The sequence below is a fragment of the Roseivivax halotolerans genome (assembly GCF_900115815.1).
In the GTDB taxonomy this organism is placed as follows: Bacteria; Pseudomonadota; Alphaproteobacteria; order Rhodobacterales; family Rhodobacteraceae; genus Roseivivax; species Roseivivax halotolerans.
In genome coordinates, this window is sequence record NZ_FOXV01000006.1 from 23750 (window position 1) to 48685 (window position 24936).

At 65.5% G+C, this 24936-nt stretch carries 31 protein-coding genes; 22 read left to right on the forward strand and 9 right to left on the reverse strand.

The features are described from left to right. Positions 1-9: 9 nt before the first annotated feature. From BM171_RS09655 to BM171_RS09670, 4 genes are all read right to left on the reverse strand, one after another. Positions 10-1647: a TadA family conjugal transfer-associated ATPase gene (locus BM171_RS09655; RefSeq protein WP_093011184.1), complete on the reverse strand. Its 1638-nt coding sequence runs from the start codon at positions 1645-1647 to the stop codon at positions 10-12. Between the two features lie 8 nt (positions 1648-1655). Beyond that, positions 1656-2870: a CpaE/TadZ family protein gene (locus tag BM171_RS09660; RefSeq protein ID WP_093011187.1), complete on the reverse strand. Its 1215-nt coding sequence runs from the start codon at positions 2868-2870 to the stop codon at positions 1656-1658. A 76-nt stretch (positions 2871-2946) separates the two neighbouring features. Then, positions 2947-3159, reverse strand: coding sequence for a Flp family type IVb pilin (locus BM171_RS09665; protein ID WP_093011190.1), 213 nt, complete (start codon positions 3157-3159; stop codon positions 2947-2949). Between the two features lie 520 nt (positions 3160-3679). After that, complete coding sequence (locus BM171_RS09670) at positions 3680-4168, reverse strand: peroxiredoxin (protein WP_093011193.1); 489 nt, start codon at positions 4166-4168, stop codon at positions 3680-3682. 76 nt (positions 4169-4244) lie between these two features. On the opposite strand from BM171_RS09670, the gene BM171_RS09675 reads away from it, so the two are divergent. After that, entirely contained in the window at positions 4245-5456 is a 1212-nt protein-coding gene (locus BM171_RS09675; protein ID WP_093011196.1) for an NAD(P)/FAD-dependent oxidoreductase, read from the forward strand. Then, positions 5453-6010, forward strand: a complete 558-nt coding sequence (gene rsmD / locus BM171_RS09680) for a 16S rRNA (guanine(966)-N(2))-methyltransferase RsmD (RefSeq protein WP_093011198.1) — start codon at positions 5453-5455, stop codon at positions 6008-6010. The genes BM171_RS09675 and rsmD overlap by 4 nt, the downstream gene beginning before the upstream one ends. Before the next feature lie 32 nt (positions 6011-6042). Here rsmD and BM171_RS09685 read toward each other — a convergent pair whose 3' ends face one another. The 3 genes from BM171_RS09685 to sfsA all read right to left on the reverse strand — a co-directional run bounded on the left by BM171_RS09685 (position 6043) and on the right by sfsA (position 8842). Next, positions 6043-7215, reverse strand: coding sequence for an MFS transporter (locus BM171_RS09685; protein WP_093011201.1), 1173 nt, complete (start codon positions 7213-7215; stop codon positions 6043-6045). Continuing rightward, positions 7208-8020 carry a type I methionyl aminopeptidase gene (gene map, locus BM171_RS09690; RefSeq protein WP_093011204.1) on the reverse strand — a complete coding sequence of 271 codons (813 nt, stop codon included), beginning with the start codon at positions 8018-8020 and terminating at the stop codon, positions 7208-7210. The genes BM171_RS09685 and map overlap by 8 nt, the downstream gene beginning before the upstream one ends. Positions 8021-8134: 114 nt before the next feature. After that, a complete protein-coding gene (gene sfsA, locus BM171_RS09695; RefSeq protein ID WP_093011207.1) occupies positions 8135-8842 on the reverse strand; it encodes a DNA/RNA nuclease SfsA in 708 nt (235 codons plus the stop codon). A 49-nt stretch (positions 8843-8891) separates the two neighbouring features. On the opposite strand from sfsA, the gene BM171_RS09700 reads away from it, so the two are divergent. From BM171_RS09700 to BM171_RS09730, 7 genes are all read left to right on the forward strand, one after another. Continuing rightward, positions 8892-9614, forward strand: a complete 723-nt coding sequence (locus BM171_RS09700) for a competence/damage-inducible protein A (RefSeq protein WP_093011210.1) — start codon at positions 8892-8894, stop codon at positions 9612-9614. Continuing rightward, positions 9611-10330 (forward strand): GNAT family N-acetyltransferase, encoded by a 720-nt coding sequence (locus BM171_RS09705; RefSeq protein WP_093011213.1) that lies wholly within the window; start codon positions 9611-9613, stop codon positions 10328-10330. The genes BM171_RS09700 and BM171_RS09705 overlap by 4 nt, the downstream gene beginning before the upstream one ends. Then, positions 10327-10899, forward strand: a complete 573-nt coding sequence (locus BM171_RS09710; protein ID WP_093011216.1) for a peroxidase-related enzyme — start codon at positions 10327-10329, stop codon at positions 10897-10899. Before BM171_RS09705 ends, BM171_RS09710 begins: the two co-directional genes overlap by 4 nt. Next, positions 10874-11800, forward strand: coding sequence for an OmpA family protein (locus tag BM171_RS09715; protein ID WP_093011219.1), 927 nt, complete (start codon positions 10874-10876; stop codon positions 11798-11800). The genes BM171_RS09710 and BM171_RS09715 overlap by 26 nt, the downstream gene beginning before the upstream one ends. A gap of 70 nt (positions 11801-11870) precedes the next feature. Beyond that, positions 11871-12821, forward strand: coding sequence for a 4-hydroxy-3-methylbut-2-enyl diphosphate reductase (ispH, locus tag BM171_RS09720; RefSeq protein WP_093011222.1), 951 nt, complete (start codon positions 11871-11873; stop codon positions 12819-12821). Between the two features lie 126 nt (positions 12822-12947). Further along, the gene (locus tag BM171_RS09725) at positions 12948-13562 is read left to right on the forward strand and encodes a LysE family translocator (protein WP_093011225.1); all 615 of its coding nucleotides are present in this window, start codon (positions 12948-12950) and stop codon (positions 13560-13562) included. Positions 13563-13619: 57 nt separating this feature from the next. Further along, entirely contained in the window at positions 13620-14072 is a 453-nt protein-coding gene (locus BM171_RS09730) for a DUF3429 domain-containing protein (RefSeq protein WP_093011228.1), read from the forward strand. 1 nt (position 14073) lies between these two features. Here the strand turns inward: BM171_RS09730 and BM171_RS09735 are convergent, their stop codons facing one another. Together BM171_RS09735 and BM171_RS09740 are read right to left on the reverse strand one after the other, a co-directional pair. Then, a complete protein-coding gene (locus BM171_RS09735) occupies positions 14074-14514 on the reverse strand; it encodes a YqaA family protein (RefSeq protein WP_093011231.1) in 441 nt (146 codons plus the stop codon). 9 nt (positions 14515-14523) lie between these two features. Beyond that, on the reverse strand, positions 14524-15093 hold the full coding sequence (locus BM171_RS09740; RefSeq protein ID WP_093011234.1) for a LabA-like NYN domain-containing protein: 570 nt from the start codon (positions 15091-15093) through the stop codon (positions 14524-14526). Positions 15094-15226: 133 nt separating this feature from the next. Here BM171_RS09740 and folK point away from each other — a divergent pair, with 133 nt between their 5' ends. From folK to BM171_RS09805, 13 genes are all read left to right on the forward strand, one after another. Then, a complete protein-coding gene (gene folK / locus BM171_RS09745) occupies positions 15227-15829 on the forward strand; it encodes a 2-amino-4-hydroxy-6-hydroxymethyldihydropteridine diphosphokinase (RefSeq protein ID WP_093011237.1) in 603 nt (200 codons plus the stop codon). A gap of 80 nt (positions 15830-15909) precedes the next feature. Continuing rightward, positions 15910-16266: a DNA-directed RNA polymerase subunit omega gene (gene rpoZ / locus BM171_RS09750; protein WP_093011240.1), complete on the forward strand. Its 357-nt coding sequence runs from the start codon at positions 15910-15912 to the stop codon at positions 16264-16266. Between the two features lie 38 nt (positions 16267-16304). After that, a complete protein-coding gene (locus tag BM171_RS09755) occupies positions 16305-18446 on the forward strand; it encodes a RelA/SpoT family protein (protein ID WP_093011243.1) in 2142 nt (713 codons plus the stop codon). A gap of 15 nt (positions 18447-18461) precedes the next feature. After that, positions 18462-19118: a DUF2062 domain-containing protein gene (locus BM171_RS09760; protein ID WP_093011246.1), complete on the forward strand. Its 657-nt coding sequence runs from the start codon at positions 18462-18464 to the stop codon at positions 19116-19118. A gap of 34 nt (positions 19119-19152) precedes the next feature. Then, positions 19153-19905, forward strand: a complete 753-nt coding sequence (locus BM171_RS09765) for a pyridoxine 5'-phosphate synthase (protein WP_093011249.1) — start codon at positions 19153-19155, stop codon at positions 19903-19905. After that, positions 19902-20348: a hypothetical protein gene (locus tag BM171_RS09770; protein ID WP_093011252.1), complete on the forward strand. Its 447-nt coding sequence runs from the start codon at positions 19902-19904 to the stop codon at positions 20346-20348. The genes BM171_RS09765 and BM171_RS09770 overlap by 4 nt, the downstream gene beginning before the upstream one ends. Then, positions 20345-20809 carry a nucleoside deaminase gene (locus BM171_RS09775; RefSeq protein WP_245760223.1) on the forward strand — a complete coding sequence of 155 codons (465 nt, stop codon included), beginning with the start codon at positions 20345-20347 and terminating at the stop codon, positions 20807-20809. The genes BM171_RS09770 and BM171_RS09775 overlap by 4 nt, the downstream gene beginning before the upstream one ends. Then, positions 20806-21207, forward strand: a complete 402-nt coding sequence (gene acpS / locus BM171_RS09780) for a holo-ACP synthase (protein WP_093011256.1) — start codon at positions 20806-20808, stop codon at positions 21205-21207. Before BM171_RS09775 ends, acpS begins: the two co-directional genes overlap by 4 nt. Before the next feature lie 53 nt (positions 21208-21260). Next, a complete protein-coding gene (gene lepB, locus BM171_RS09785) occupies positions 21261-22094 on the forward strand; it encodes a signal peptidase I (protein ID WP_093011259.1) in 834 nt (277 codons plus the stop codon). Further along, a complete protein-coding gene (gene rnc, locus BM171_RS09790; RefSeq protein WP_093011262.1) occupies positions 22091-22777 on the forward strand; it encodes a ribonuclease III in 687 nt (228 codons plus the stop codon). Before lepB ends, rnc begins: the two co-directional genes overlap by 4 nt. Further along, the gene (locus tag BM171_RS09795) at positions 22774-23694 is read left to right on the forward strand and encodes a DMT family transporter (RefSeq protein ID WP_245760224.1); all 921 of its coding nucleotides are present in this window, start codon (positions 22774-22776) and stop codon (positions 23692-23694) included. The genes rnc and BM171_RS09795 overlap by 4 nt, the downstream gene beginning before the upstream one ends. Continuing rightward, on the forward strand, positions 23691-24599 hold the full coding sequence (gene era / locus BM171_RS09800) for a GTPase Era (protein ID WP_093011265.1): 909 nt from the start codon (positions 23691-23693) through the stop codon (positions 24597-24599). The genes BM171_RS09795 and era overlap by 4 nt, the downstream gene beginning before the upstream one ends. After that, on the forward strand, positions 24592-24927 hold the full coding sequence (locus BM171_RS09805) for a DUF1491 family protein (RefSeq protein WP_093011268.1): 336 nt from the start codon (positions 24592-24594) through the stop codon (positions 24925-24927). Before era ends, BM171_RS09805 begins: the two co-directional genes overlap by 8 nt. The last annotated feature ends 9 nt before the right edge of the window (positions 24928-24936 follow it).

Genomic DNA, 24936 nt, shown 5'->3' on the forward strand with positions numbered 1-24936 from the left:
ATTCATCGCCTAGTGCCCCAAGACCGCGTTCAGGTCGTCAATTACGCCGTAATCGGCGGCTCGCGCGGCGCATTTTGGGCGGAACCCCGTGTATCGAAAGTCTCCGATGACGCGGTTGCGGGTGCTGCGCGGATCTGTCTCGAAGGTGAAAATGTCCTGTAGCGTGATGACGTCCTCCGCCATCCCTGCGATCTCCGAGATCGACGTTATGCGGCGCTTGCCGTCCCGCATCCGCGACACCTGGACCACCAGATTGACCGCCTCGGCGAGTTGGCGGCGGACCACGCCGGTTCCGGGGTTGAACCCGGCAAGCGACGCCATGCTCTCGACGCGGGTCAGGGCCTCGCGCGGGGAGTTGGCATGGAGCGTGCTCATGGAGCCGTCGTGCCCGGTATTCATCGCTTGCAGGAGGTCCAGCACCTCGTCGCCGCGGATCTCGCCGATAATGATGCGGTCAGGCCGCATCCTGAGCGCGTTGCGAACCAGCGTCCGCATCGTCACCTCGCCGGTGCCCTCGACATTGGGCGGGCGCGTCTCGAAGCGCACGACATGCGGTTGCTGCAGGCGCAGCTCGGCCGCGTCCTCGATGGTGACCAGCCGCTCGTCCTCGGGGATGTATTGCGACATCGCGTTCATCAGGGTCGTCTTGCCCGACCCGGTGCCGCCCGAGATCAGGATGTTGAGCCGCAGATGCGCCGCGAGGCTGAGAAAGCCCGCCATCTGCGAGGTGAGGCTGCCACCTTGCACCAACGTGTCCAGGCCAATGGGATGGGCCGGGAACTTGCGGATGGTGATCGTCGGCCCGTCAATCGCCAAGGGCGGGATCGCGACGTTCACGCGGCTGCCATCGGCAAGGCGCGCATCGACCATGGGCTGGCTCTCGTCGATCCGGCGGCCCACTTCGGAAACGATGCGGCTGGCGACGGCGCGCACATGGGTGTCGTCGCGAAACCGCACATCGGTCAGCTCCAGCTTGCCGTTCCGCTCGATGAAGACGCGGCGGGGGCCGTTCACCATGATATCGGTGATCTCGTCGTCGCTGAGCAGCGCCTCCAAAGGGCCAAGGCCCAGCATGTCGGCCAGAACCGCGCGGACGAGATCGGCGATCTCGCGTCCGTTCAGGTGCAGTTTGCGCTCGTCGGACAGCGCCCGGATCGCCTGATGGATCGCGGATTCCTGCTCTTCGCGCGATTGGGCGGCAAGATCGGAGAAGTCGAGCGTCCGCGACAGGCTGCGGATGACATCGCCCGAAAGGGCCGTGACGTCGGAAGAGTCCATCGATGCGGATGGCGCGGGTGGGGACGCAGGAACAGGGACCGGCATGGGCGCCGGCGTCCGAGCGGGTCTCGGCATCTCGGCACCCGGCTGAAGCTGCGGGCGCTTCTCCGGCCCGGGTGTGGCTGTCGTGGGCCGTCCTTCGGGTTTTGCCGACGCTTTGTTGTCCCGCTCGGCTTGCGCCTCAAGTGCCGCTGTCGCCGCGTGCAACAGATCGATCTGGCTGGCGAGGGGCCAATGCTCGTTCGAGCTTTCCACGAAGAAGCTGACCGCGTTGTTGGCCCGCTCCTGTGCCGAAAGGCCGGGAATATCTATCCGTGCCGCGATGGCATTGATCTTCTCCAGAGCCTCGCGGTGGGACGGCTGGAACATGTGCACGCTCATTTGCCGAACCTGCGTAGCAAGGATGGACGGCCGGACGTCTTGCCGGCCGGTGATGGCGGGGTGGTCGCGGCGGAAGAAATCTTGCGAACGGCCTTGGCATAGGCGCTTCGCGGCACGCATTCGAGAAGCGTGCGGCCCGCGCGCTGCGCCCGGACGATCTGGCGGTCCGCGCGCGGCAAGACCGCGACCGCGTCGACACCCAGTGCCTTTTGAACCGCCTTGGACGATAGCTTCGCATCGCTGCGTACTTCGGAGAGGACGACATGCACCCGGACATCCGGTGCCTCCGCCCCGATCCGTGACATCAAGCGGCTTGCGGCATTCACGCCCGCAAATCCGGCAGGGACCACCAGGAGCACGGCATCGAACAACTCGGCGATCTGCGGATCGCGCATGAGCACACTGCGGGGCAGGTCGGTGACGACCGCGTCGAATTCGCGGCGCAGCCGCGTGTAGAGAGGTGGCAATCCCGCTTCGAGCGCGAGGGTGTTCTGACCTGCCCGCGATTGCCCGGAATAAAGGAAGAGCTGATCGCCGATCTCCTCCATCGTGGCGGCAAGGAAGGTGCCGTCCACCCGCTCGGGCGCGCTCAGCGCTTCGAAAAGACCTGCTGTGCCGTCACGATCGAGGGTCACGGCCTGCGAGCCGAACTCGAGATCCGCATCGATCAGCGCCGTGCGAAGGCTCTTGCTTTTGGTGCCCGCGAAATCGACTGCGAGGCTTTGGGACAGCAGGCTTGCGCCGACGCCGCCGCAGCTTCCGACAACGGCGATGGAGGGGGCCGTCGCCCGAGGCTGCGGCATCTGCAGCACCTGCGCGGAAGGGCGAGGCGCCGGCTCGACGTTCAGGATGTCCTCGGCTTCGATCGGCATGGCGAAGTATTCCGATGCGCCCGCCCGGCGGAGCGCCCGGTAGGTCTCGATATCGTCGTGTTCTCCCAGAACGATGACGTCGGCGCCGTTGTCACAAAGGGCCGTCACGTATTCGCAGGCCATCGAGAGAGAGATCTGGCCCATTTCGGCGATGATCTTGCTCGCAACCGGGCGCTCGGCGCTGACCCGCGCCGCACCGCCTAGGCCGCCGCCATGTATGACCGCATCGCCAAGGCCGGCGCGTTCGATGGCGGCCCGAACGGATCGCGCACCTGCATCCGTGCAAACGAAGGTGGCAAGACGGGGCGTCTGTTCTGAATTTTGAATGTTGATAGGCATCACGATTCACCCGTTCAGCGACAGAAAAGGCGGGCCGCCGCACGCGCGGAACAGACGCGCGACGGTCCGAAGGGGATCATTCGCTGTCAGCTTCCGTCTGAGCTTCCGTCATTGCTGTGCTGACGGTTTGGAAACCGGTTCGCGTATCTGTGCCGAGCGTTGCCACTGCACCAACGATCACCGCACCGATCAGAGCGGCGAACAGGCCGTATTCGATGGCGGTGGCTCCGTCTTCGTCCCGAGCAAAGGTGCGGGCGATGGTGGCGATGGTTTTGCGTGTGAAGGTCATGGTTCGTCTCGCTGTTTGTGTGATGGACCCGAATGATCCGGGAATGCCGCATTCCTGATCCCAAACGTGATCCCACGATATCCACCGATGGTCTCGAACCTGGCCTCTCGACCCCTTGTAGGACGTCTGTCGTACCAAGGTCGGATGCCTTTCCGGCGGGAATCCGGCGGACCGCGGTGGGTTTGAGGCGAGATTGCGGCAAGGCGCGATGCGACGTGTCTCCGCTTTCCGGTCGAGGCCCGACCGGGCCGAGCGCCTTGCGGAATATGCGGGGTCCGACGGCCGTCAGGATGACGCAGATTCGGAAAAGACTCGCCCGCCGCTGGTCACCACGCGTCCCGCTTGGCCAGCCGCGTCGACTGACCGCCCTGCGCGCGGCGTCTTTCCTCAAAGCTTTTTGGGATGTGTTCGGGCGTTGGCTTCCCGAATGCCGGATCATGCCGGTATCGGAGCCTCACGCTCTTGCATCGCTGCAGACGCAATCAACGCCGGGGCAAGCAGCCTCGCCCCGGCGTGGCGTTCAAATCGCTTGGAGCATCGCCTCGCCGCCCGACACGTCACAGACGCCGGGGCCTTCCTCTTGCTGAAGCACTTTCACGACGCCCGCTTCGACGAGCATCGCGTAGCGCTTCGAGCGTGCGACGAGACCCGCGGGAGGGGCTGTGAATTCCATGCCGATCGCTTGCGTGAAGGCGCTTTCGGGATCGCCTAGTAGCGTGATCCCAGCCTCGCTCGCGCCCGTTGCCTCGCCCCACGCCTTCAACACGAAGGGATCGTTCACCGAGATGCAGATGATCTCGTCGACGCCTTTCTCCATGAAGGCGTCCTTGGTGCGGATGAAGCTCGGCACATGCGCGGAATGGCAGGTCGGCGTGAAAGCGCCCGGCACCGCGAAGATGATGACGCGCCGTCCGTCGAGCTTGTCTCCGAGTCGGACCTGCTCCGGCCCGTCGGGGCCCATCTGCACCAGCGTCGCCCCTGGCAGTGTGTCTTCTGTCTTGATCGGCATGCCCTGTCTCCCTTTAAGCTCCCGTCTCTGCCCGATATAGGCAGGGGACGCCCGAGGAAAACAAGCGAGAACGTCCATGCGCCATGTCGTCGTCATCGGAGCGGGCCAGGCCGGGGCCGCCTGTGTCGCGCGTCTGCGGAGCAAGGGATACGAAGGCCGGATCACCCTGATCGGCGAAGAGCCGGTCCCGCCTTACCAGCGTCCGCCCTTGTCCAAGGCTTACCTTCTGGGAGAGATGCCGCTCGAACGGCTCTATCTTCGCCCCGAAAGTTTCTATGCCGAGAACGGGATCGAGCTGCGCCTCGGTGCGCGGGTCGAGGCAATCGACCCCGCTGCCAAGATTGTGACGGTCGAGGGCGAGACGCTCGCCTATGACGATCTCGTTCTGACCACCGGCTCGACGCCGCGCCGCCTGCCGGCCGGGATGGGCGGCGATCTCGATGGCGTCGTGACTGTCCGCACCTTGGATGATGTCGACGCAATGGCGCACAGGTTCGGAGCGGGAGCGCGCGTCCTGATCGTGGGGGGCGGATATATCGGCCTCGAAGCGGCAGCCGTCGCGGCGAAGCGCGATCTCGACGTCACGCTCGTCGAGATGAGCGATCGCATTCTCTCTCGCGTCGCGGCACCCGAGACCTCCGATTTCTTCCGAGCCCTGCACGAGCGAAACGGCGTGACGATCCGAGAGGGCACAGGCCTCAGGCAGCTTATCGGCGAGGGCGGACACGTGACCGGGGCGGAATTGTCGGATGGCACGCGTCTCGAGCTCGACTTCGTGGTCGTCGGTGTCGGCATCGTGCCCGAAACCCAGCTCGCCGAAGCGGCCGCGCTCGAGATCGAGAACGGCGTCAAGACTGATCTGCAGGGGCGAACATCCGATCCGTCGATCTGGGCAGCGGGCGATTGCGCCTCCTTCCCGCATGGCGAGACGCGCCTGAGACTAGAAAGCGTCGGCAACGCCATCGATCAGGCCGAATGCGTTGCGGATAACATCGCGGGCGCGGCGCGCGATTATGCCGCCAAACCGTGGTTCTGGTCGGATCAGTACGATGTGAAGCTGCAAATCGCAGGGCTCTCGTCGGGCTATGACCGTGTCGTCACGCGCCCCGGTGAGGAGGGCGCGGTGTCTTTCTGGTATTACGCTGGCACGCGCTTGCTTGCCGTCGACGCGATGAACGATGCGCGTGCTTACATGGTCGGCAAGCGGCTCATCGAGGCGGGCAAGTCGCCCGATCCCGTTGCGGTTGCCGATCCCGCGACCGATCTCAAGGCATTGCTGAAAGCGTGAGGATCATCGCGGGCGCATATCGCGGCCGGCCGCTGACGGCCGTGGGCAAGGGCGATCCCGGCGCACATCTGCGCCCGACGACCGACCGCGTGCGCGAGAGCCTTTTCAACATGCTGGCGGGCGGGCGCTTCGGCGATCCGTTCGAAGATGCCGTCGTGCTGGACCTCTTTGCCGGGACCGGGGCGCTCGGCCTAGAGGCGCTCTCGCGCGGGGCGGCGCGGGCGGTCTTTGTCGATGAGGGGCGCAAGGCGCAGGCGCTTTTGCGGAAGAATGTCGCGCTTCTGGGCTGCGGTGAGCGGGCAAAGGTCATCGGCATGGACGCAACGCGCCTGCCAAGGGCGGAGGAAGCGGCGAGCCTCGTATTTCTCGATCCGCCTTACGGTCGCGATCTCGGTGCGCGAGCGCTGGTCGGGGCGAAAGAGGCGGGCTGGATCGCGAAGGGCGCGCTCATCGTCTGGGAGGAAAGCAGCCCGCAAGAGGCACCCGACGGCTTCGATCGGCTCGATACGCGGCGATATGGCGACACGCACGTGACGGTGCTCGAGGCGGACTGAGTGGGCCGCACAGGCTCGGGCGCGTCTGCCGCCTAGCTTTCCCGTCCCGCAAGTTTCGCCGACCGGTGCGACCAAAGGATATGCGTCAGTGCCCAGAGCGCTGCGATACTCGCGCCGATCCCCAGCGCGTCGATACCGGCCATATCGAGCACCAGCCCGCCGAAGGCCGACCCGCAAGCCGTGCCCACATAGATCGCCGCCGCGTTGAGGGCGAGCACGACGCTCGCCTCCTCAGGGGCGAGGCCGAGAAGGCGTACCTGCTGCGCCGCCATGAACGACCAGCCGAGGATCGACCAGAGGAAGACCAGTGCCATCAGCGCCCAGACCGGGTAGGGCAGCCCCGAGAAAAGCGGCATAGTCAAAAGCTGGCCCGCAACCAGAAGCAGAAGCGTGCGGAGGAACCCCAGATTGTCGGCCATCCAGCCGCCGAGCAGATTGCCGAGCACCGCACCCACCCCGAAGACAACGAGCGTCAGGGTGATCGCATCGCGTCCAAAGCCCATCGTCTCGCTCAGAAGTGGCGCGATGTAAGTGTAAAGGACGAAGATCGAGCCGAGAAAGGAGGCGGTGTAGAGGATTGCGCCCATTGCGATCCCGTCTCGAATGACACGGCCGAGATCCGACAGCGAGACCGGCGCGAAGCTGAGGCCGCGAGGCACGCGCGTCCAGACGAGCGCGATGCCGACCACGGCCAGTGCGGCGACAAGCCAGAATGCCACGCGCCAGCCGAAGGTAAAGGCGATCCAGCCGCCTGCCGGCACGCCCGCGACCTGTGCGAGCGTCAGCCCGAAGACGACAGCGGCAAGGACGCGGCCCCGCTCTTCGGGAGCGGCGAGCGCCGCCGCGACGGCGACCGAGACAGGCGTGAACATCCCCGCGCCCGCCGCCGCGACACCTCTGGCGAGGAGGAGCCAGCCCATCGACGGCGCGAGAGCTGCGCCCGTCATGCCGACCCCGAACAGTGCCATTCCGAGCGCCAGCACACGCCGCCGCCCGATCCGGCCGGTGGCGGAGACGAGGAGCGGTGAGAAGATCGCGTAGGAGATCGCGTAGATCGTCATCACCCAGCCCGCGCCGCTGCGCGAGACAGAGAGCGCCTCGGACATCGGGTCGATCAGCCCGATCACCACGAAGGCGCCCATGCCGATGACGAAGTTGCAGGCCGACAGCGTTGCGATGACGCTCCGGCTTGCGCCGTCAGTCATAAGTGGGGTGGAATTTGCCCGCCGGGGATTGCGTGAAGATCTCGACCCCGTCCGAGGTCACGCCGACCGAATGTTCAAACTGTGCGGAGAACGACTTGTCCCGCGTCACCGCCGTCCAGTCGTCGGACAGCACCTTGGTCTCGTGACGACCGAGATTCACCATCGGCTCGATAGTGAAAAACATGCCTTCCTCGAGCTGAGGGCCGGTGCCTGCGCGTCCATAATGCAGAACGTTCGGCGGCGCGTGGAACACCCGGCCCAATCCGTGTCCGCAGAAATCACGCACGACCGACATGCGCTGGCTCTCCACGTAGGTTTGAATGGCGTGGCCGATATCGCCGAAGGTGTTGCCCGGCTTGACCGCCTCGATCCCCATCATCAATGCGTCATAGGTGACCTGGATCAGCCGTTCGGATTTGCGCGGCAGCTTGCCCGCGACATACATCCGGCTCGTGTCGCCGTACCAGCCATCCACGATAACGGTGACGTCGATGTTGAGGATGTCGCCATCCTTCAGCTTCTTGTCGCCGGGGATGCCGTGGCAGACCACGTGGTTCACGCTGATGCAGGTGGCGTGCTGGTATCCCTTGTAACCGATCGTCGCAGAGGTCGCGCCTTCTTCCTCGATCCGCTTGCGAATGTAGTCGTCAAGCGCGCCGGTGGTCTGGCCGGGGTAGATATGCTCGGCCACCTCGTCGAGAAGCTGCGCCGCAAGACGCCCAGCCGCATGCATTCCCGCGAAATCGCCGGGTTCATAAATGCGGATCCCGTCTCGGGTCAGTCGTCCGGGGCTGGCTTCGTTCAAGGTTTATCTCCAAACATCTCTTGACGCGGAATTTAGGACCAAAAAGCGGGTATTTCCACCCGCTTGCTGCGATGCAGCTTGAAAGGGGCGTTCACGTGGCCTGCGAGATGGCTTTCAGGGCTCCGAAAAAGGCAGCGGCGTCGTGGTTTTGATGCCATCTGGCCCGATCTTGGTGGCCAGCGCGATGACCTCGACACCCGCGGCTCGGGCCTCGCGGAACGCCTTTGCGTAAGCGGGATCGATATCGGCGGCGAGCGCCACCTCGCGCGCATCATCGCGCGCGACGAGATAGAGCATGATGGCCCGCCCCTCCACTGACGCGATCTGGCCCAGTTCTTTCAAGTGCTTGGTGCCGCGCGCTGTCACGCTGTCGGGAAATTCCGCCACGCCCGGCGTTCGGGAGAGGGTGACGGACTTCACCTCGACATAGGCGGCGGGCAGGCCCGCGCCTTGGAGGAGGAAATCGATTCGGCTCGCCTCTCCGTATTTCTGCTCGGGGCGGACGCAGTCATAGGCGTCGAGCCCTGCGATTCGCTTCGCCTCCAGTGCCTCGCGAACGATCCTGTTGGCGAGCGCGGTATCGACGGCGACGCGCGCGCCGGTCTCCAGCTCTGCGATCTTCCAGCTCCATTTGAGCTTTTTCTTCGGATCGTCGTTGGGCTCGAGCCAGGCAATCGTGCCCGGCTCTGCAAGGCCAAGCATGGAGCCGGGGTTGGCCACGTGCGCGGTGATCTCGCGTCCGTCCTCGAGACGGCAATCGGCGAGAAAGCGTTTGTACCGCCGAAGCAGCGTCGCGCGGACGAGAGGGGTTTGAAAGCGCATGGCGCAGGCCTATAGCTGTGCCTCCAGCCGAGGCCAAGGAGGAGACGAGATGCCCAACCCCACAGCTGCCATGCTCGTGATCGGCAACGAGATCCTCTCGGGGCGGACGCGCGATGCGAACATGCATCATCTCGCGGGCGAATTCACAAAGCGCGGCATCGACCTCGCCGAGGTGCGGATCGTCTCGGACGAAAGCGCCGCCATCGTCGAGGCGCTCACGGCACTGAAAGATCGGTACGACATCGTCGTGACCTCCGGCGGGATCGGACCGACCCATGACGACATCACGGCCGATTGCGTAGCCGAGGCGATGGGCGTCTCCATCGACGTGCGGGACGACGCTCGTGCCATCCTGGCCGAACATTACGAGCGCACCGGCAAGGAACTGAACGACGCGCGCCTGCGGATGGCCCGCATCCCCGATGGCGCGACCTTGATCGAGAACCCGGTCTCCGCCGCGCCGGGCTTCTCCATCGGCAATGTGCATGTGATGGCCGGCGTGCCGCAGGTCTTCCAGGCGATGGTGGCGAGTGTCCTGCCGACGCTGACCGGCGGCGCGCCTCTGCTGTCGCAATCCATCCGGGTCGAGCGCGGCGAGGGCGATATTGCCGGACCGCTTCGCGAGCTGGCAGAGGAATTCCCGGACCTGTCGTTCGGCTCCTATCCGTTCCACGAAAACGGCATCTACGGCGCGCATGTGGTTGTCCGGGGAAGCGACGGGGCGCGGGTCGATGCGGCGGTGACGCAGCTGGCAGAAACGTTCGCGGAATGACCGATCTCTTCGAGATCGCCGAGGCGACATGGCCGCCCCTTGTGCGCCATGACGTGCCAGGCTTCACGCTTCGCGACGGGGCGGGCGGCGGCAAGCGCGTCTCGGCTGCAACAGCACGGGACGGGTGGACCGAGGCGGATATCGCAGGCGCGGAGACGCGGATGCGCGGTCTCGGGCAGACGCCGCTCTTCATGGTGCGGAGCGGTGAGACGGCGCTCGACGACGCGCTCGAGGCGCGGGGATACCGCGTGATCGACCCGGTGGTGATCCGCGCGGCGCCGGTCGAGGCAATCGATGATCGCCCGATCCCGCGCGTGACCGCCTTCACCATCTGGGAGCCGCTCGCGATCATGCGCGAGCTTTGGCAGGCTGGCGGGATCGGGCCGGCGCGGCTCGATGTGATGGCGCGCGTGGACGGCCCGAAGACGGCGATCCTCGGGCGCATGAAAGACACGCCCGGCGGCTGCGCCTTCGCAGCGATCCACGGCGAGACGGTCATGGTTCACGCGGTGGAGGTCACGCCCGCGCTCCGCCGTCTCGGGCTTGCCGCCTGGATGATGCGGCAGGCCGCTCGCTGGGGGCGCGAGCACGGCGCGTCGCGGATCGCAATCCTCGTCACGCGCGCGAATGAGGGCGCGAACGCGCTCTATGCTTCCCTTGGGATGGAGGAGGTGGGAGAGTATCACTACCGCATCCACGCCGAGGAGGAACCGTGACCGACACGACCCAGCCGACCGCGCTCGATCTGCCCCAGGTCGATCCGCTGCCCGACGAGACGCAGCGCTATTTCGACATATGCCAGGAAAAGCTCGGCATGGTGCCGAACGTTCTGCGCGCCCATGCTTTCTCGATCGAGAAGCTGAACGCCTTCACCGGGCTCTATAACGAGCTGATGCTCGCCGAGAGCGGGCTCAGCAAGCTCGAGCGCGAGATGATCGCGGTCTGCGTTTCCTCCATCAACAAATGCTTCTACTGCCTGACCGCGCATGGCGCGGCGGTGCGCGCGCTTTCGGGCGATCCGAAGCTCGGCGAGATGATGGTCATGAACTGGCGGGTCGCGGATCTCTCGCCGCGCCATCGCGCGATGCTGACCTTCACCGAAGCCGTGACCAAGGCTTCCGCCGAAGTGCAGGAAGCGGACCGTGCGGCGCTGCGCGATGTCGGCTTCACCGACCGCGACATCTGGGACATCATAAATGTCGCCGCATTCTTCAACATGACGAACCGGGTCGCGAGCGCGACCGATATGCGTCCGAACGATGACTATCATTCTCAGGCGCGCTAGCCTTCTTCTTGCCTGCCTCGCGGGGCCGCTTGCCGCGCAGGATCTGCCTCTGCAGGAAGCCGCCGAAGAAACGGTGTCGCTCACCGAGGCCGGGGTCAGCTACGCGCTGCCGAGCGGACCCTGGACGGCCGACAGCGGTCTGCCCGCACTGCGTGTCGACGGCACGCTCTCGCTGCGCGCCTGGCGGATCGACGATAGTGCCGCAACGCCGGCCGATCTGATGGGGCCGATTCGCGAGAGCCTGGAAGGGTCGGGTTACGAGATCCTGCTCGATTGCGCCGCTGCGCGGTGCGGCGGGTTCGACTTCCGCTTCGCAACGCGCGTTGCGCCCGCGCCGGGCATGTATGTCGACCTGACCGATTATCGGTTCCTTTCCGCACGAAAGGGCGACAGGGCCGTATCTGTCCTGACGAGCCGCAGTGCGGCGGCGGGCTTCGTGCAGAGCATCCAGATCTCCGAGAACGAAACACCCTCGGGCGGGATCGTCACGACACGTGCGGGCACGTCGGCACCTGACGTTGCCACCGGCGACTTGATCGCGCGGCTCGAGGCGCAGGGGCATGTGCCGCTCGAGGATGTGACCTTCGCCAGCGGTGACACTGCGCTCGGTCAGGACCGGATCGCCTCGCTCGATACCCTGGCCCGGTATCTCGCCGATACGCCCGATCGGCGTGTCCTGCTGGTCGGGCATACGGATGCGGAAGGCTCGCTCGCGGGCAATCGCGACTTGTCCCTCGCCCGCGCGCGCTCGGTCGCGGCCTATCTGCGCGAGGCGGGTGCACCTGCCGATCAGGTCGCTGCCGAAGGTGTCGGATACCTCGCGCCGCGCGCCTCGAACCTGTCGCCGGAGGGCCGCGCGCTCAATCGCCGTGTCGAGGCTGTGCTGCTTGCACGCGAATGAGCCGCCCCCGGGGTGGATTCAGTGCCGACCTTCCCTTACCTGTGGCAGGTAAGACGACCGGAGAGCCTTCATGACGACCCCGCCCCTCACGCTGTACCTCGCCGCACCGCGCGGCTTCTGCGCCGGCGTCGACCGCGCGATTAAGATCGTGGAGATGGCGCTCGAGAAATGGGGCGCGCCGGTCTACGTGCGCCACGAGATCGTGCACAACAAGTTCGTCGTGGACGGATTGCGCGATAAAGGCGCGGTCTTCGTCGAGGAGCTGGACGAATGCCCGCCGGACCGTCCGGTGATCTTCTCGGCGCATGGCGTGCCGAAGGCCGTGCCCGCCGAGGCGGCCGAGCGAGAGATGGTCTATGTGGACGCGACCTGTCCGCTTGTCTCGAAAGTGCATATCGAGGCCGCGCGGCACCATGAGAACGGCCTGCAGATGGTGATGATCGGACATGCCGGCCATCCCGAGACGGTCGGCACGATGGGGCAACTGCCCGAAGGCGAGGTGCTGCTGGTGGAGACGCCGGAGGATGTCGCGCATCTCGACGTGCGGGATCCCGAGAAACTGGCATTCGTCACGCAGACGACCCTGTCTCTCGACGACACCGCCGAAATCGTCGCCGCCCTCAAGGCGCGTTTCCCGGCCATCGTCGGCCCGCACAAGGAAGACATCTGCTACGCCACCACGAACCGGCAGGAAGCGGTGAAGGCGATGGCTCCCGATTGCGATGCGCTTCTGGTGGTCGGCGCGCCGAACTCGTCCAACTCCAAGCGGCTCGTCGAAGTCGGTGCGCGGGCAGGCTGCCGTTATGCCCAACTCGTCCAGAGAGCGGCCGATATCGACTGGCGCGCGCTCGAGGGGATCCGTTCCATCGGCCTCACGGCGGGCGCCTCCGCGCCTGACGTGCTCATCGAAGAGGTGATCGACGCCTTCCGCGCGCGTTATGACGTGACCGTCGAGACGGTGACGACGGCCGAGGAGAACGTCGAGTTCAAGGTGCCCCGCGTCCTGCGTGAGCCCGCCTGAAGCAAGCGGGGCTTGGCCTTAGCGTTCGCCCTCCCGAGTATTCGGGCTATCCCGGAAAAGAACGCGCCTTGACCGCGGTCCTGCCCCGGCGGACAGTCGGGCGGTTCGAACCGGGAAAGCCGCTCCATGTCGCTTCAATTCCTTCTGACCGCTTTCGTTGTCGTGATCGCTCCCGGAACGGGTGTTCTCTATACGCTGGCGATCTCGCTCGGGCAGGGGCGGCGCGCCGCGCTTTGGGCGGCGCTGGGCTGCACGTTCGGGATCGTGCCGCATCTGGCTGCGGCAATCCTTGGGCTTGCGGCGCTCCTGCATACCTCGGCGCTTCTTTTCACGGCGGTGAAGTGGGCGGGCGTGGCCTATCTTCTGTATCTCGCCTGGCAGTCGTTGCGCGCGGGCGGTGCGCTGGCCGTTTCCGAGGACCGGACGGCGGAGCCGGGCATTCGGATCGCGCGACGCGGAGCGCTCATCAACATCCTGAACCCGAAACTGTCGGTATTCTTCCTGGCACTGCTGCCGCCGTTCCTCTCGGGCAATCCCGCGACCGCGACCCTCGAGATGACCACGCTCGGCGCGATCTTCATGGCACTCACCTTCGTCGTCTTCGTCGGATACGGGCTGCTTGCCGCCGAGGCACGCGACCGTCTTCTGGCGAGCGCCCGCGCGATGCGCTGGCTCAACCGATCCTTCGCAACGCTCTTTGCCGCGCTGGCCGGCCGACTGGCGCTCGAACGGGCCGGGTGACAGGAGAGGCTGCCCGCGCTATCTCGCGCTCCGCAGACCTGTTCGCCGAGAGACGTGATGACCCAAATTCCCCGCTCCGCCCTGATCCTTGGACTGGCAGGCGTGATCCCGTTCGCCTGGGGCGCGCTGACGCTTCTGGCGCCCGCTCTGGCCGGCTGGGGCCAGCAGACTCTGGGGCCGCGCTTCATCGGGCCGTATGTGCAGCTTTACTACGGGGCGATCATTCTGAGCTTCATGTCGGGTGTGCTCTGGGGCTTTGCGACGAAGGCCGAAGACAGCCGCGCCGCCACGGGCTATGCGCTGTCGGTGATCCCGGCGCTCTGGGCCTTCTTCATGACGGGGGGTGGGCCCACCTCGGCGGCGATCAATCTGATGACCGGGTTCGCGGGGCTCCTGATCCTCGATTTCGCCTTCTGGCGCTGGGGACTCGCGCCGGGCTGGTGGATGCAGCTGCGCGTGCTTCTGACTGCCCTTGTCGTGCTCTGTCTCGCGGTCGGACCGATCTTCTGACCTAGCCCGCCGCAGCGGCGGTCGCCCAGGTAAGGACGATGTAGCGGCCGGTCTTCGCGACGCTCACGAGTGCCAGGAATTGCCAGAGCGGCACGCGCATGATCCCGGCGATCACGGTGAAGGCATCGCCGAAGGGAGCCCAGCTCAGGAGCAGGGTCCAGAGCCCGTAGCGCTGCCACCAGTCCTGCGCGCGATCAAGCTGCCGGCCAGAGGCGGGAAACCAGCGGCGGTCGCGGAATCGCTCGGCATAAAGGCCCATCACGAAATTGACGACCGCGCCGAGAATGTTGCCGATACTGGCGACGAGAACCAGGAGCCAGACCGGCCAGCGCCCGCCGAGTTGCAGGCCGACGAAGACCACTTCGGACTGGAACGGTAGGATCGTCGCAGCCCCGAAGGCCGCAAGAAACAGGCCGCCAAGAGCCGCGATAGCTGCCATCATCGGCTGAGATCAGCCGTTCGAGGCCTGCCGCTCGGACGCCTCGTCCTGATCGCGCGGCGGACGGCCGATCACGGTGCGAAGCTCATCGAGTTCGATGAAGTTGTCAGCCTGGCGGCGCAGCTCGTCGGCGATCATCGGCGGCTGGCTGCGGATCGTGGAGACAACCGAGACCCGCACGCCCTGACGTTGCAGGCTTTCCACGAGCGGACGAAAGTCGCCATCGCCGGAGAACAACACGATGTGATCCACCCGCGGGGCAAGCTCCATGGCATCGACGGTCAGTTCGATATCCATGTTGCCTTTCACCTTCCGGCGCCCCTGGCTGTCGGTGTATTCCTTGGCCGGCTTGGTCACCATCGAGAAACCGTTGTAATGCAGCCAGTCCACCAGAGGGCGGATCGGCGAGTATTCTTCGTTTTCCAGAAGCGCGGTGTAATAAAAGGCGCGAATCATGCGTCCACGACGGACAAATTCCTGCCGCAGAAGCTTGTAGTCGATGTCAAAGCCTAGGGACTTGGCTGCTGCGTACAGATTCGACCCGTCGATGAACAGCGCCAGCCGTTCGTCCTTGTAAAACATGAAATTCCTCTTCAATGAATGCGGGCTGCCGTCGGGCGAACGAAAGCAATCCTCCGAGTGCCAGACGTGCGATTATAATTGGAACATATTACGGCGAAACTGCACTGCAAGCGAGCGTAGACGTAACGGCAACATGACGTTCACGCAAGAAACCCCCTTCCTGTCTGGCGAACACCGCACCGCGCTGATCGCGCTTGGTGCGAATCTGCCTTGGAATGACGCGCCACCCGAGGCGACTTTGGCCGAGGCCCTGGTCGTGATCGCTCAGGGACCGCTCGGTCTTCGGGCGGTAAGCCGATTCTACCGGACACCATGTTTTCCCGCCGGGGCAGGCCCGGATTACGTGAATGCCGCGATCCTCTGCGACGTGCCGGACGGGCTCGAAGCACGCGACGTGCTGGCCGAGCTTCACCGGATCGAGACGCATTTCGGCCGGGCGCGGGCGCAACGATGGGGGATGCGGACGCTCGACCTCGATCTGGTCGCGATGGACGGTGCGGTTGCGCCTGACGAGCATACTTGGCGCCAATGGCACGATCTTCCCGCGGCGGAGCAGCGCCGCGTTGCGCCCGATGAGCTGATCTTGCCGCATCCGAGGCTTCAGGACAGGGGCTTCGTGCTGGTGCCGCTGGCCGATATCGCGCCCGCCTGGCGGCACCCGGTCCTGGGGCGGACGATCTTCGAGATGCGGGCCGCGCTGCCTCGTGAGGCCTGCGACGAAATCGCGCCGATGTAAAAAGAAGGCTTCTTGTCAAGCCCTAGCTTGCGCGTTACATACCACCTTTCTGACGTCAGACCCGAAGACTGGAGACATACATGGCCCGCGTGACGGTTGAAGATTGCGTCGACAAGGTTCCGAATCGCTTCGAGCTGGTTCTCCTGTCCGCCCATCGCGCCCGCGAGATCTCGTCCGGCGCCGCGATCACGGTGGACCGTGACAACGACAAGAACCCCGTCGTGTCGCTCCGCGAGATCGCCGAGGAAACGCAGTCCGCAGAAGAGCTGCGCGAGCGCCTCATCGAGTCCAAGCAGACCCAGATCGAGGTGGACGAGCCCGAGGACGACGCAATGGCGCTCCTGATGGGCTCCGAGCCGGACAAGCCGCAGCAGGACGACGACATGTCCGAGGAGAAGCTGCTCCGCGCGCTGATGGAGGCGCAGGGCGAGAGCTGATGCCTCGCGCGCGTCGGGCATCTTGAGGATGATGGCGCATGATTGCCGCCGAGGATCTCATTGCGCTCGTCCGCAACTACAATCCCAGAACGAATGAAAAGCTCATTCGCGCGGCCTACGAGTACGGCCGCGCGATGCATGAAGGGCAGATGCGGCAGTCGGGCGAGCCCTACTTCACGCATCCCGTCGCTGTGGCGGCGATCCTGACCGAGCAACAGCTCGACGACGCCACAATCATCACCGCGCTCCTTCACGACACGATCGAAGACACCAAGTCGACCTACAACGAGATCTCCGAGCGTTTCGGCGCGGAGACCGCGATGCTGGTGGACGGGGTGACGAAGCTCACCAACCTTCAACTCTCCTCGACCGAGACCAAGCAGGCGGAGAATTTCCGCAAGCTTTTCATGGCGATGTCGAAGGATTTGCGGGTGATCCTCGTCAAGCTCGCCGACCGGCTGCACAACATGCGTACCATCAAGGCGATGCGTGAGGAGAAGCAGCTCCAGAAAGCGCGCGAGACGATGGATATCTACGCGCCGCTCGCAGGCCGGATGGGGATGCAGTGGATGCGCGAGGAGCTCGAGGATCTCGCCTTCCGCGTCATCAACCCCGAAGCGAGGCTGTCGATCATCCGCCGCTTCATCACCCTTCAGCGCGAGGCCGGCGACGTCATTCCGCGTATCACGTCCGACATGCGCCATGAGCTGGACCAGGTCGGGATCGACGCGGAGGTCTTCGGGCGCGCGAAGAAACCCTATTCGATCTGGCGCAAGATGCAGGAGAAGGAGCTGTCCTTCTCGCGGCTGTCGGACATCTACGGCTTCCGCGTCATCACCGCCAGCGAGATGGATTGCTACCGCGCGCTCGGCGCGATCCACCGCCGCTGGCGCGCCGTGCCGGGCAGGTTCAAGGACTACGTGAGCCAGCCCAAGACGAACGGTTACCGCTCGATCCACACCACCGTTTCGGGCCGCGACGGTAAGCGCGTCGAGGTGCAGATCCGCACCCGGCAGATGCACGAGGTCGCAGAGACCGGCGTCGCCGCGCATTGGTCTTACCGCGACGGTGTACGCGCGCAGAACCCGTTCGCGGTCGATCCGGCCAAATGGATCGCCTCCCTGACGGAGCAGTTCACCGCTGAGGAGGATCACGACGAATTCCTCGAGGCGGTCAAGCTCGAGATGTATTCCGACCAGGTCTTCTGCTTCACGCCGAAGGGCGACGTGGTGAAGTTGCCGCGCGGCGCGACGCCGCTCGATTTCGGCTACGCGATCCACACCCGCATCGGCTCGGCCTGCGTCGGCGCGAAGGTGGACGGGCTGCGCGTGCCGCTCTGGACCCGTCTCAAGAACGGTCAATCGGTGGAGATCATCACCGCCGAAGGACAGACGCCGCAGGCGACCTGGCTCGATATCGCGCAGACCGGCAAGGCCAAGACCGCGATCCGGCGGGCGTTGCGCGAGGCGCGCAAGGAACGTTTCGTCAAGCTCGGCCACGAGATCGCGCGCTCCGCTTTCGAGCATGTGGGCAAGAAAGCCTCCGATAAAGTGCTTGAGAAGGCGGCGAAGACCCTGCGCCTCGAGGACGGCGAAGAGCTTCTGGCGCGGCTCGGTTCGGCCGAGATCTCCGCCCGCGAAGTCGTGGCTGCGGTCTATCCCGACCTCTCGCCGCGTCCATCCTCCGAAGTCGACACGGCTCGAGCGGTCATTGGTCTGGCCCATGACCAGGGGTTCGCACGTGCGAAATGCTGTCAGCCTCTGCCCGGCGAGCGGATTGTCGGTATCGCGCGGCGCGGTCACGGTGTCGTGGTCCACGCGATCGATTGCCCTAGCCTGGCCGAGTTCGAGGACGAGCCGGACCGCTGGCTCGACCTGCAATGGGCCGAAGGGCGGCATCCGCCGCTCTACGATGTCACCCTCGAACTGACGATCGGAAACGATGCGGGTGTATTGGGTCGGATTTGCACATTGATCGGAGAGCGCAAGGCCAATATCTCGGACCTTGAGTTCCGTGACCGGAAGCCGGACTACTACCGGCTCGAGGTCGAGCTGCAGCTCAGCGATGCCGAACACCTTCACTCGGTGATCTCGGCTCTCGAAGCCGAAAGCGACGTCGCACAGGTCGAGCGCCGCCGGGACACGGACCGAAGCGAAAAGGCCCGCACGGCCGCCGAATAGGATTGGGATCCCTCCTTGGTCTTCAGGAGACGCGAACAGCAGCCGTACTGGAAGCAGGGCTTGCGCTTTCTCTGGCCGAAAGGCGGGTGGGGCCGCGCGGCACGCTATATCCGTCACCGGCTGCAGCGCCTGCCCGACCCGCCGGACAAGATCGCGCGCGGCATCTTCGCCGGCGTCTTCATGACCTTCACGCCGCTCTACGGGTTGCACTTCTTTCTGGCGGCGCTTTTGGCATGGGTGCTGCGCGGGAATATCGTCGCGGCACTGATGGGCACCTTTTTCGGCAACCCGCTGACCTACGTGCCGATCGCGGTGGTCTCGCTGCAGACCGGGCATTGGATTCTCGGCGATGAAAGCGATCCCGAGGATCACCGCTGGGTCGGCGACAAGTTCGCGGCCGCTGGCCGCGACCTGTGGGACAATTTCGTCGCGATCTTCACATCCGACCGGGCCGACTGGAGCGATCTGGCGCTTTTCTACGACGATGTCTTCTTTCCCTATCTCGTGGGCGGCATCATTCCCGGGATCATCACGGGACTCATCTGCTACTACATCTCGCTGCCGCTGATCCGCGCCTACCAGAACCGGCGCAAGGGGATCATCGCGGCCAAGATCGCGGCGATGAAGGCAAAAAAGCAGAAACAGGCTGACGGCAACGCCTCCGCGGACTAGCTTTCCCGCCACAGACAGGACGGAGACCCCCGCCATGGCGACCGAGGATCAAACACTCAGGCTCGGTGTGAACATCGATCACGTTGCGACCGTAAGAAACGCGCGCGGCAGCGCCTATCCCGATCCCGTCCGTGCGGCAGAGACAGCCGAGAAAGCCGGGGCCGACGGCATCACGGCGCATCTGCGCGAGGATCGCCGGCACATTCGCGACGGCGATATCGAAGCGCTCATGGCGTCGCTCCGCACACCGCTCAATTTCGAGATGGCGGCGACCGAGGAGATGCAGAAAATCGCCCTTCGGCATCGCCCGCACGCGGTGTGCATCGTGCCCGAGAAGCGCGAGGAGCGCACGACCGAAGGCGGCCTCGAAGTCGCGAAGGATCAGAACCGGCTCGCTGATTTCATCGCGCCCCTGCGCGAGGCAGGCGCACGCGTGTCGCTCTTCATCGCGGCCGACGCCGAGCAGATCGAGGCCTCCGCCCGCATCGGCGCGGCGGTCGTGGAGCTGCACACGGGCGCTTATTGCGACCTGCATTACGAAGAGCGGTTCGAGGAACGAGATGCGGAACTCGAACGGCTGCGGAACGCGGCGGCTCAGGCCCACGGGCTGGGGCTCGAGGTTCATGCGGGCCACGGGCTCACCTTCGAAACGGTCGGCCCGATCGCAGCGATCCCCGAGATCCGCGAGCTCAATATCGGGCATTTCCTGATCGCAGAGGCCATCTTCCTCGGTCTTGACGGGGCGATCCGCGAAATGCGCCGCCTGATGGACGAGGCGCGGGCATGATCCGCTCTGTCGCTCTCGCGAGCGTCTTCGCGCTGGCCGGGCAGGGCGCCTTGGCCGATGTCACGCGCGATTGCGGCACCTTCGAGGCGAATGCGCGCAACCTTGTCCTGCCGCCCGAGATCGGCATTCGGACTTTCGCTCAAGGCGCGATCCGGATGTTCTATCTCGACACCGGCGGAGAGCCGGCCTGCTGCTCCTCGCACCTTATGGTGGTCCTGCCATCCCCCGAAGATCCGGGCGATATTTGCACGCTGATCTCGAATGAGCGCAATTTCGGCTATGGCGGGTTGGATCTTGCGGGGGCTGTCGCCTCCTATGATGCCGCGACCGGCCTCAGCGTCGATGTCCCCGTGCGCGTCTTCGACGGTGCGGATTTCGTGGACGAAACGCTGACCGTCACCATCAATCAGCAAAGCGGCGTCGTCGCGACCTCGCAGCGATGAGCTTCGAGCTGACCCCGACCGAGGCGGACGCGCTTGGCCGCGTGATCGACGAGGCGCGACGGCTTTACACGCCCGGTGGCGGCCCCGTCTTCACCGCGGCGATCGTCCGAAACGACCGGATCGTCATGCTGGCCCGGAACGAGGTCGGTGACGAGCGCGATCCTTCCCGGCATGCCGAGATCGTCGCCATCGCCCGCGCCTGCCGCACGCTCGGCACGAAGGATCTGTCGGGCGCGAGCCTGATCGCCTCGATGCAGCCCTGCGAGATGTGCCTGGCCGCGATGCGCTGGGCGGGCATCGACCGTCTGGCGTTCGCGATGACGCAGGAAGCCGCGCCGGATTTCTTCCAGTTTCCAGGCCTCGGAATCGCGGATTACGCCCGCGCCTCGGGCGATGCCTTCATCTGGACGGGCGGGCTCCGGCAGGACGACGTCGCGCATATCTATCGGGGAGAAACATGATCCTCGGCGTCGGCACAGATCTGGCGAATATCGAGCGCATCCAGGGCACGCTTGACCGCTTTGGCGACCGCTTCCGCAACCGTGTCTTCACCGAGACCGAGCAGCGCAAGGCGGAACGCCGCGCGGATGTCGCCGGCACCTATGCCAAGCGCTGGGCGGCGAAAGAGGCCTGCTCCAAGGCGCTTGGCACCGGGCTTCGAATGGGGATCGCCTGGAAGGATATGGCCGTGACCAACCTGCGAACGGGCCAGCCCGTCATGCATGTCACCGGCTGGGCCGCCGACCGGCTGGCCGAAATGACCCCCGAAGGACACGAGGCGATCATCCACGTCACCCTGACCGACGATCATCCCTGGGCGCAGGCCTTCGTCGTGATCGAGGCGCGCCCTCGCGCTTGACTTCGCGGGTGCCGGTCGGCACTTAACCGGCGCAAAGGGCAAAGGGGCAGAACATGGCATCGAAAGCATCGTCGGGCGGCTTTGTCGAGACCGTCAAAACGGTGGTTTACGCGCTCCTGATCGCAGGCGTGTTCCGCACGTTGTTCTTCCAACCCTTCTGGATTCCCTCGGGCTCGATGAAGGACACGCTGCTGATCGGCGACTTCCTGTTCGTCAACAAGATGGCCTACGGCTATTCCTACGCCTCCTGCCCTTCAGTGCGGATTCCGAGCATCGGCATCGACATCGATGCCGAAGACATCTGCGGCATTTTCGACGGCGACAACGAACGCTTCCTTGGCTCTGAGCCCGAGCGCGGCGATATTGTCGTCTTCCGTCACCCGGTGAACGGGTCGGATTTCATCAAACGCCTCATCGGCTTGCCCGGCGACCGCGTGCAGGTGCGTGACGGCCGCATCTTCATCAACGACGAGCCGGTCGGCCTCGAACCTGACGGCACCTTCGAAGAGATCGCTCGTCCGCAAGGCCCGCAAGGGGTCCGACCGCGCTGCGCCAACGGACCCGTCGGCGAGGGCGGCACCTGCATCAAGGAAAAGTTCGTCGAAACGCTGCCGAACGGCGTCAGCCATTCGGTTCTGAACATCACGTCCCAGGGTTCGGACAACACGCCCGTCTATACCGTCCCCGAAGGCCATTACTTCTTCATGGGCGACAACCGCGACAATTCGGCCGACAGCCGTGTGCCGAGCGTCGCGGGCGGCGTCGGCTTCGTGCCTTTCGAGAACCTCGTCGGCCGTGCCGATCGCGTGATCTTCTCCTCCGCAGGGCGCTCGATGCTGTATTTCTGGACCTGGCGCGGTGACAGGTTCTTCGAGGCGCTGGATTGAAGCGGTCAGCCGAGATTGCAGACCTCGAAGGCCGGATCGGCGTGCGTTTCGACCGGCCGGAGCTCTTGCGTGAGGCCCTGACGCATCCTTCGATGTCCAGCCCGACGCGCAGCGACAACCAGCGCCTGGAATTTCTCGGCGACCGCGTGCTCGGTCTCGTCATGGCCGAAGCGCTTCTGGAGCGTGACCCCAAAGCGGCCGAAGGCGCGCTCGCGCCGCGCTATAATGCGCTTGTGCGGAAAGAAACCTGCGCCGATGTCGCGCGCGAGTTCGGCATCGGCGATGCGCTGAAACTTGGCCGGTCGGAGCGCCTCTCGGGCGGGCGCCGCAAGATGGCGCTTCTGGGCGACGCGATGGAGGCGGTGATCGCCGCGATCTACATCGATCAGGGGTTCGAGGCCGCCAAAACCTGCATCCTGCGCCTCTGGGGCGAGCGGATCGCCTCGGTCGAGGAGGATGCCCGCGACGCCAAAACCGCGCTGCAGGAATGGGCCCAGGCCCGCGGCCTTCCGCCCCCGGCCTATGTCGAGACCGCGCGCAGCGGCCCCGATCACCAGCCTGTCTTCACCATCGAGGCGCGCCTGGAGACGGGACAGAGTGCCAGCGCGACCGCCGGCTCGAAACGCCAGGCCGAGCAGGGCGCCGCCCAGTCGCTGCTGGCAGAGGTCGAGGCGAAGGCGTGAGCGACAACCTCCGCGGCTCTCTGTTCATGATCGCCGCGATGCTGGGCTTTGCCATCGAGGATTCGCTTTTCAAGGCGGCTACAGCCGGCATTTCCCCGGGGCTCGGGACATTCTTCTTCGGACTGACGGGGCTCGTGATCTATGCCGCGCTCGTGCGCCGGAGCGGGCTGCCGGTCTGGACGCGGGGCTATCTCGGCCGCACGATGCTCATCCGCTCGGCTTTCGAGGTGATGGGGCGGCTCTTCTTCGCGCTTGCGCTGGCCTACGCGCCGCTCTCGGTGACCTCGTCGATCCTGCAGGCGGCTCCGCTGGTCGTGACGCTATGCGCGGCGCTGATCCTAGGCGAGCGGGTCGGGGCGGGGCGCTGGATCGCGATGGCGGTCGGATTTGCCGGCGTCCTTCTGATCCTGCGCCCGTCGCTGGACGGGATCGAGCTTTCGGCGCTCTACGGGCTTCTGGGCATGATCGGCTTTGCCTGCCGGGATGTCGCCACGCGCGCGAGCCCGCCCGAGATCTCCGCGATGCAACTCGGTATTCCGGGTTTTCTGACGGTGACACTGGCCGGGCTGGTGATCCTGGCGTTCGAGCCCGGGCTTCCGGCCATGCCGACGCCGCGCGCCGCGCTTTTGATCCTCGCCACGGGGCTCACCGGCGTTCTGGCTTACACCGCGCTCACACGGGCCATGCGCACGGGCGAGGTCTCGGTCGTCGCGCCGTTCCGCTACAGCCGGCTCCTCTTCGCGCTGATCCTGGCATTCCTCGTCTTCGGTGAACGGCCCGACGCGCTGACGCTCGTGGGCGCGGCGTTGATCGTCGTGTCGGGGCTCTATACGCTCGTTCGCTCAGGCGCGGGCTCTGGCCAAATGCCGCGCACTCGGCTAAGCGAGCGGGCCTCAGGCAAGGAGCGCCGCCCATGACCACCCGCGCCGGTTTCGTCGCGCTGATCGGAGAGCCCAATGCGGGCAAATCGACCCTGACCAACCGTATGGTCGGGGCGAAGGTCTCGATCGTGACGCACAAGGTTCAGACGACGCGCACGCGCATCCGGGGCGTTGCGCTGGAAGGCGACGCGCAGATCGTCTTCGTCGATACTCCCGGCCTCTTCAAGCCGCGCCGCAGGCTGGACCGGGCGATGGTCAAGGCCGCGTGGGGCGGCGCTGCGGATGCCGATATCGTCGTGCTGCTCATCGAGGCGCATCGCGGCGTGACCGAAGGCGTCGAGGCCATCCTCGAGGAGCTCGACACGGTCGGTCACGGCCGGCCCGTAGCGCTCGCCATCAACAAGATCGACCGGGTGAAGGCGGAGACGTTGCTGGCGCTCTCCAAGACCCTCAACGAGCGGTTCACCTTTGCCGAGACCTTCATGATCTCGGCAGAGAAGGGACACGGCGTCGAGGATCTGCGCCTCTGGCTTGCAGGCAGTCTGCCCGAGGGGCCGTGGCTTTATCCCGAAGACCAGATCGCCGATCTGCCCATGCGTATGATCGCCGCCGAGATGACGCGCGAGAAGCTGACGTTGCGGCTGCACCAGGAACTGCCCTACCAGCTCACCGTCGAGACGGAGAGCTGGGACGAGCGCAAGGACGGCTCAGCACGGATCGACCAGGTGATCTATGTCAGCAGGGACGGTCACAAGGGCATCCTGCTCGGTCACAAGGGCGAGACGGTCAAGGCAATCTCCAAGGCCGCGCGCGAAGAGCTCGAGGATTTCCTGGGCCGCAAGGTGCACCTGTTCCTGCAGGTGAAGGTCCGCGAGCGCTGGCAGGACGAGGCCGAGCGCTATTCCGAGATGGGTCTCGATTTCCGCGACGGCGATGGCTGAGCCGCGCCTCACCGCGCGGTTCTGGGTCGATGCCTACCGGCGGCGACTCGCCTTCCACGACATTCCCTGTTTCGTGGTCGCCCATGGCGACGACACGGCGGGCGCGGTCCTCGTCAAGCTCGCAACGCTCGACGGGCGGGCGCGCGCCTTCACGCGAAGCTTCGATCTTGCGAGCGGCGCGCGTGTCTGGGCCGAGCTTTCCTCGGGGCCTGAGGCGGAGGTCGACGCGGCCATCGCCAGGCAGCGCGGCTTCGATCCCGATCTCTGGGTCATAGAGGTCGAGGACCGCGCGGGGCGGCACCTTCTGGACGAGGACGGGCTCGCCTGATGCGATCCC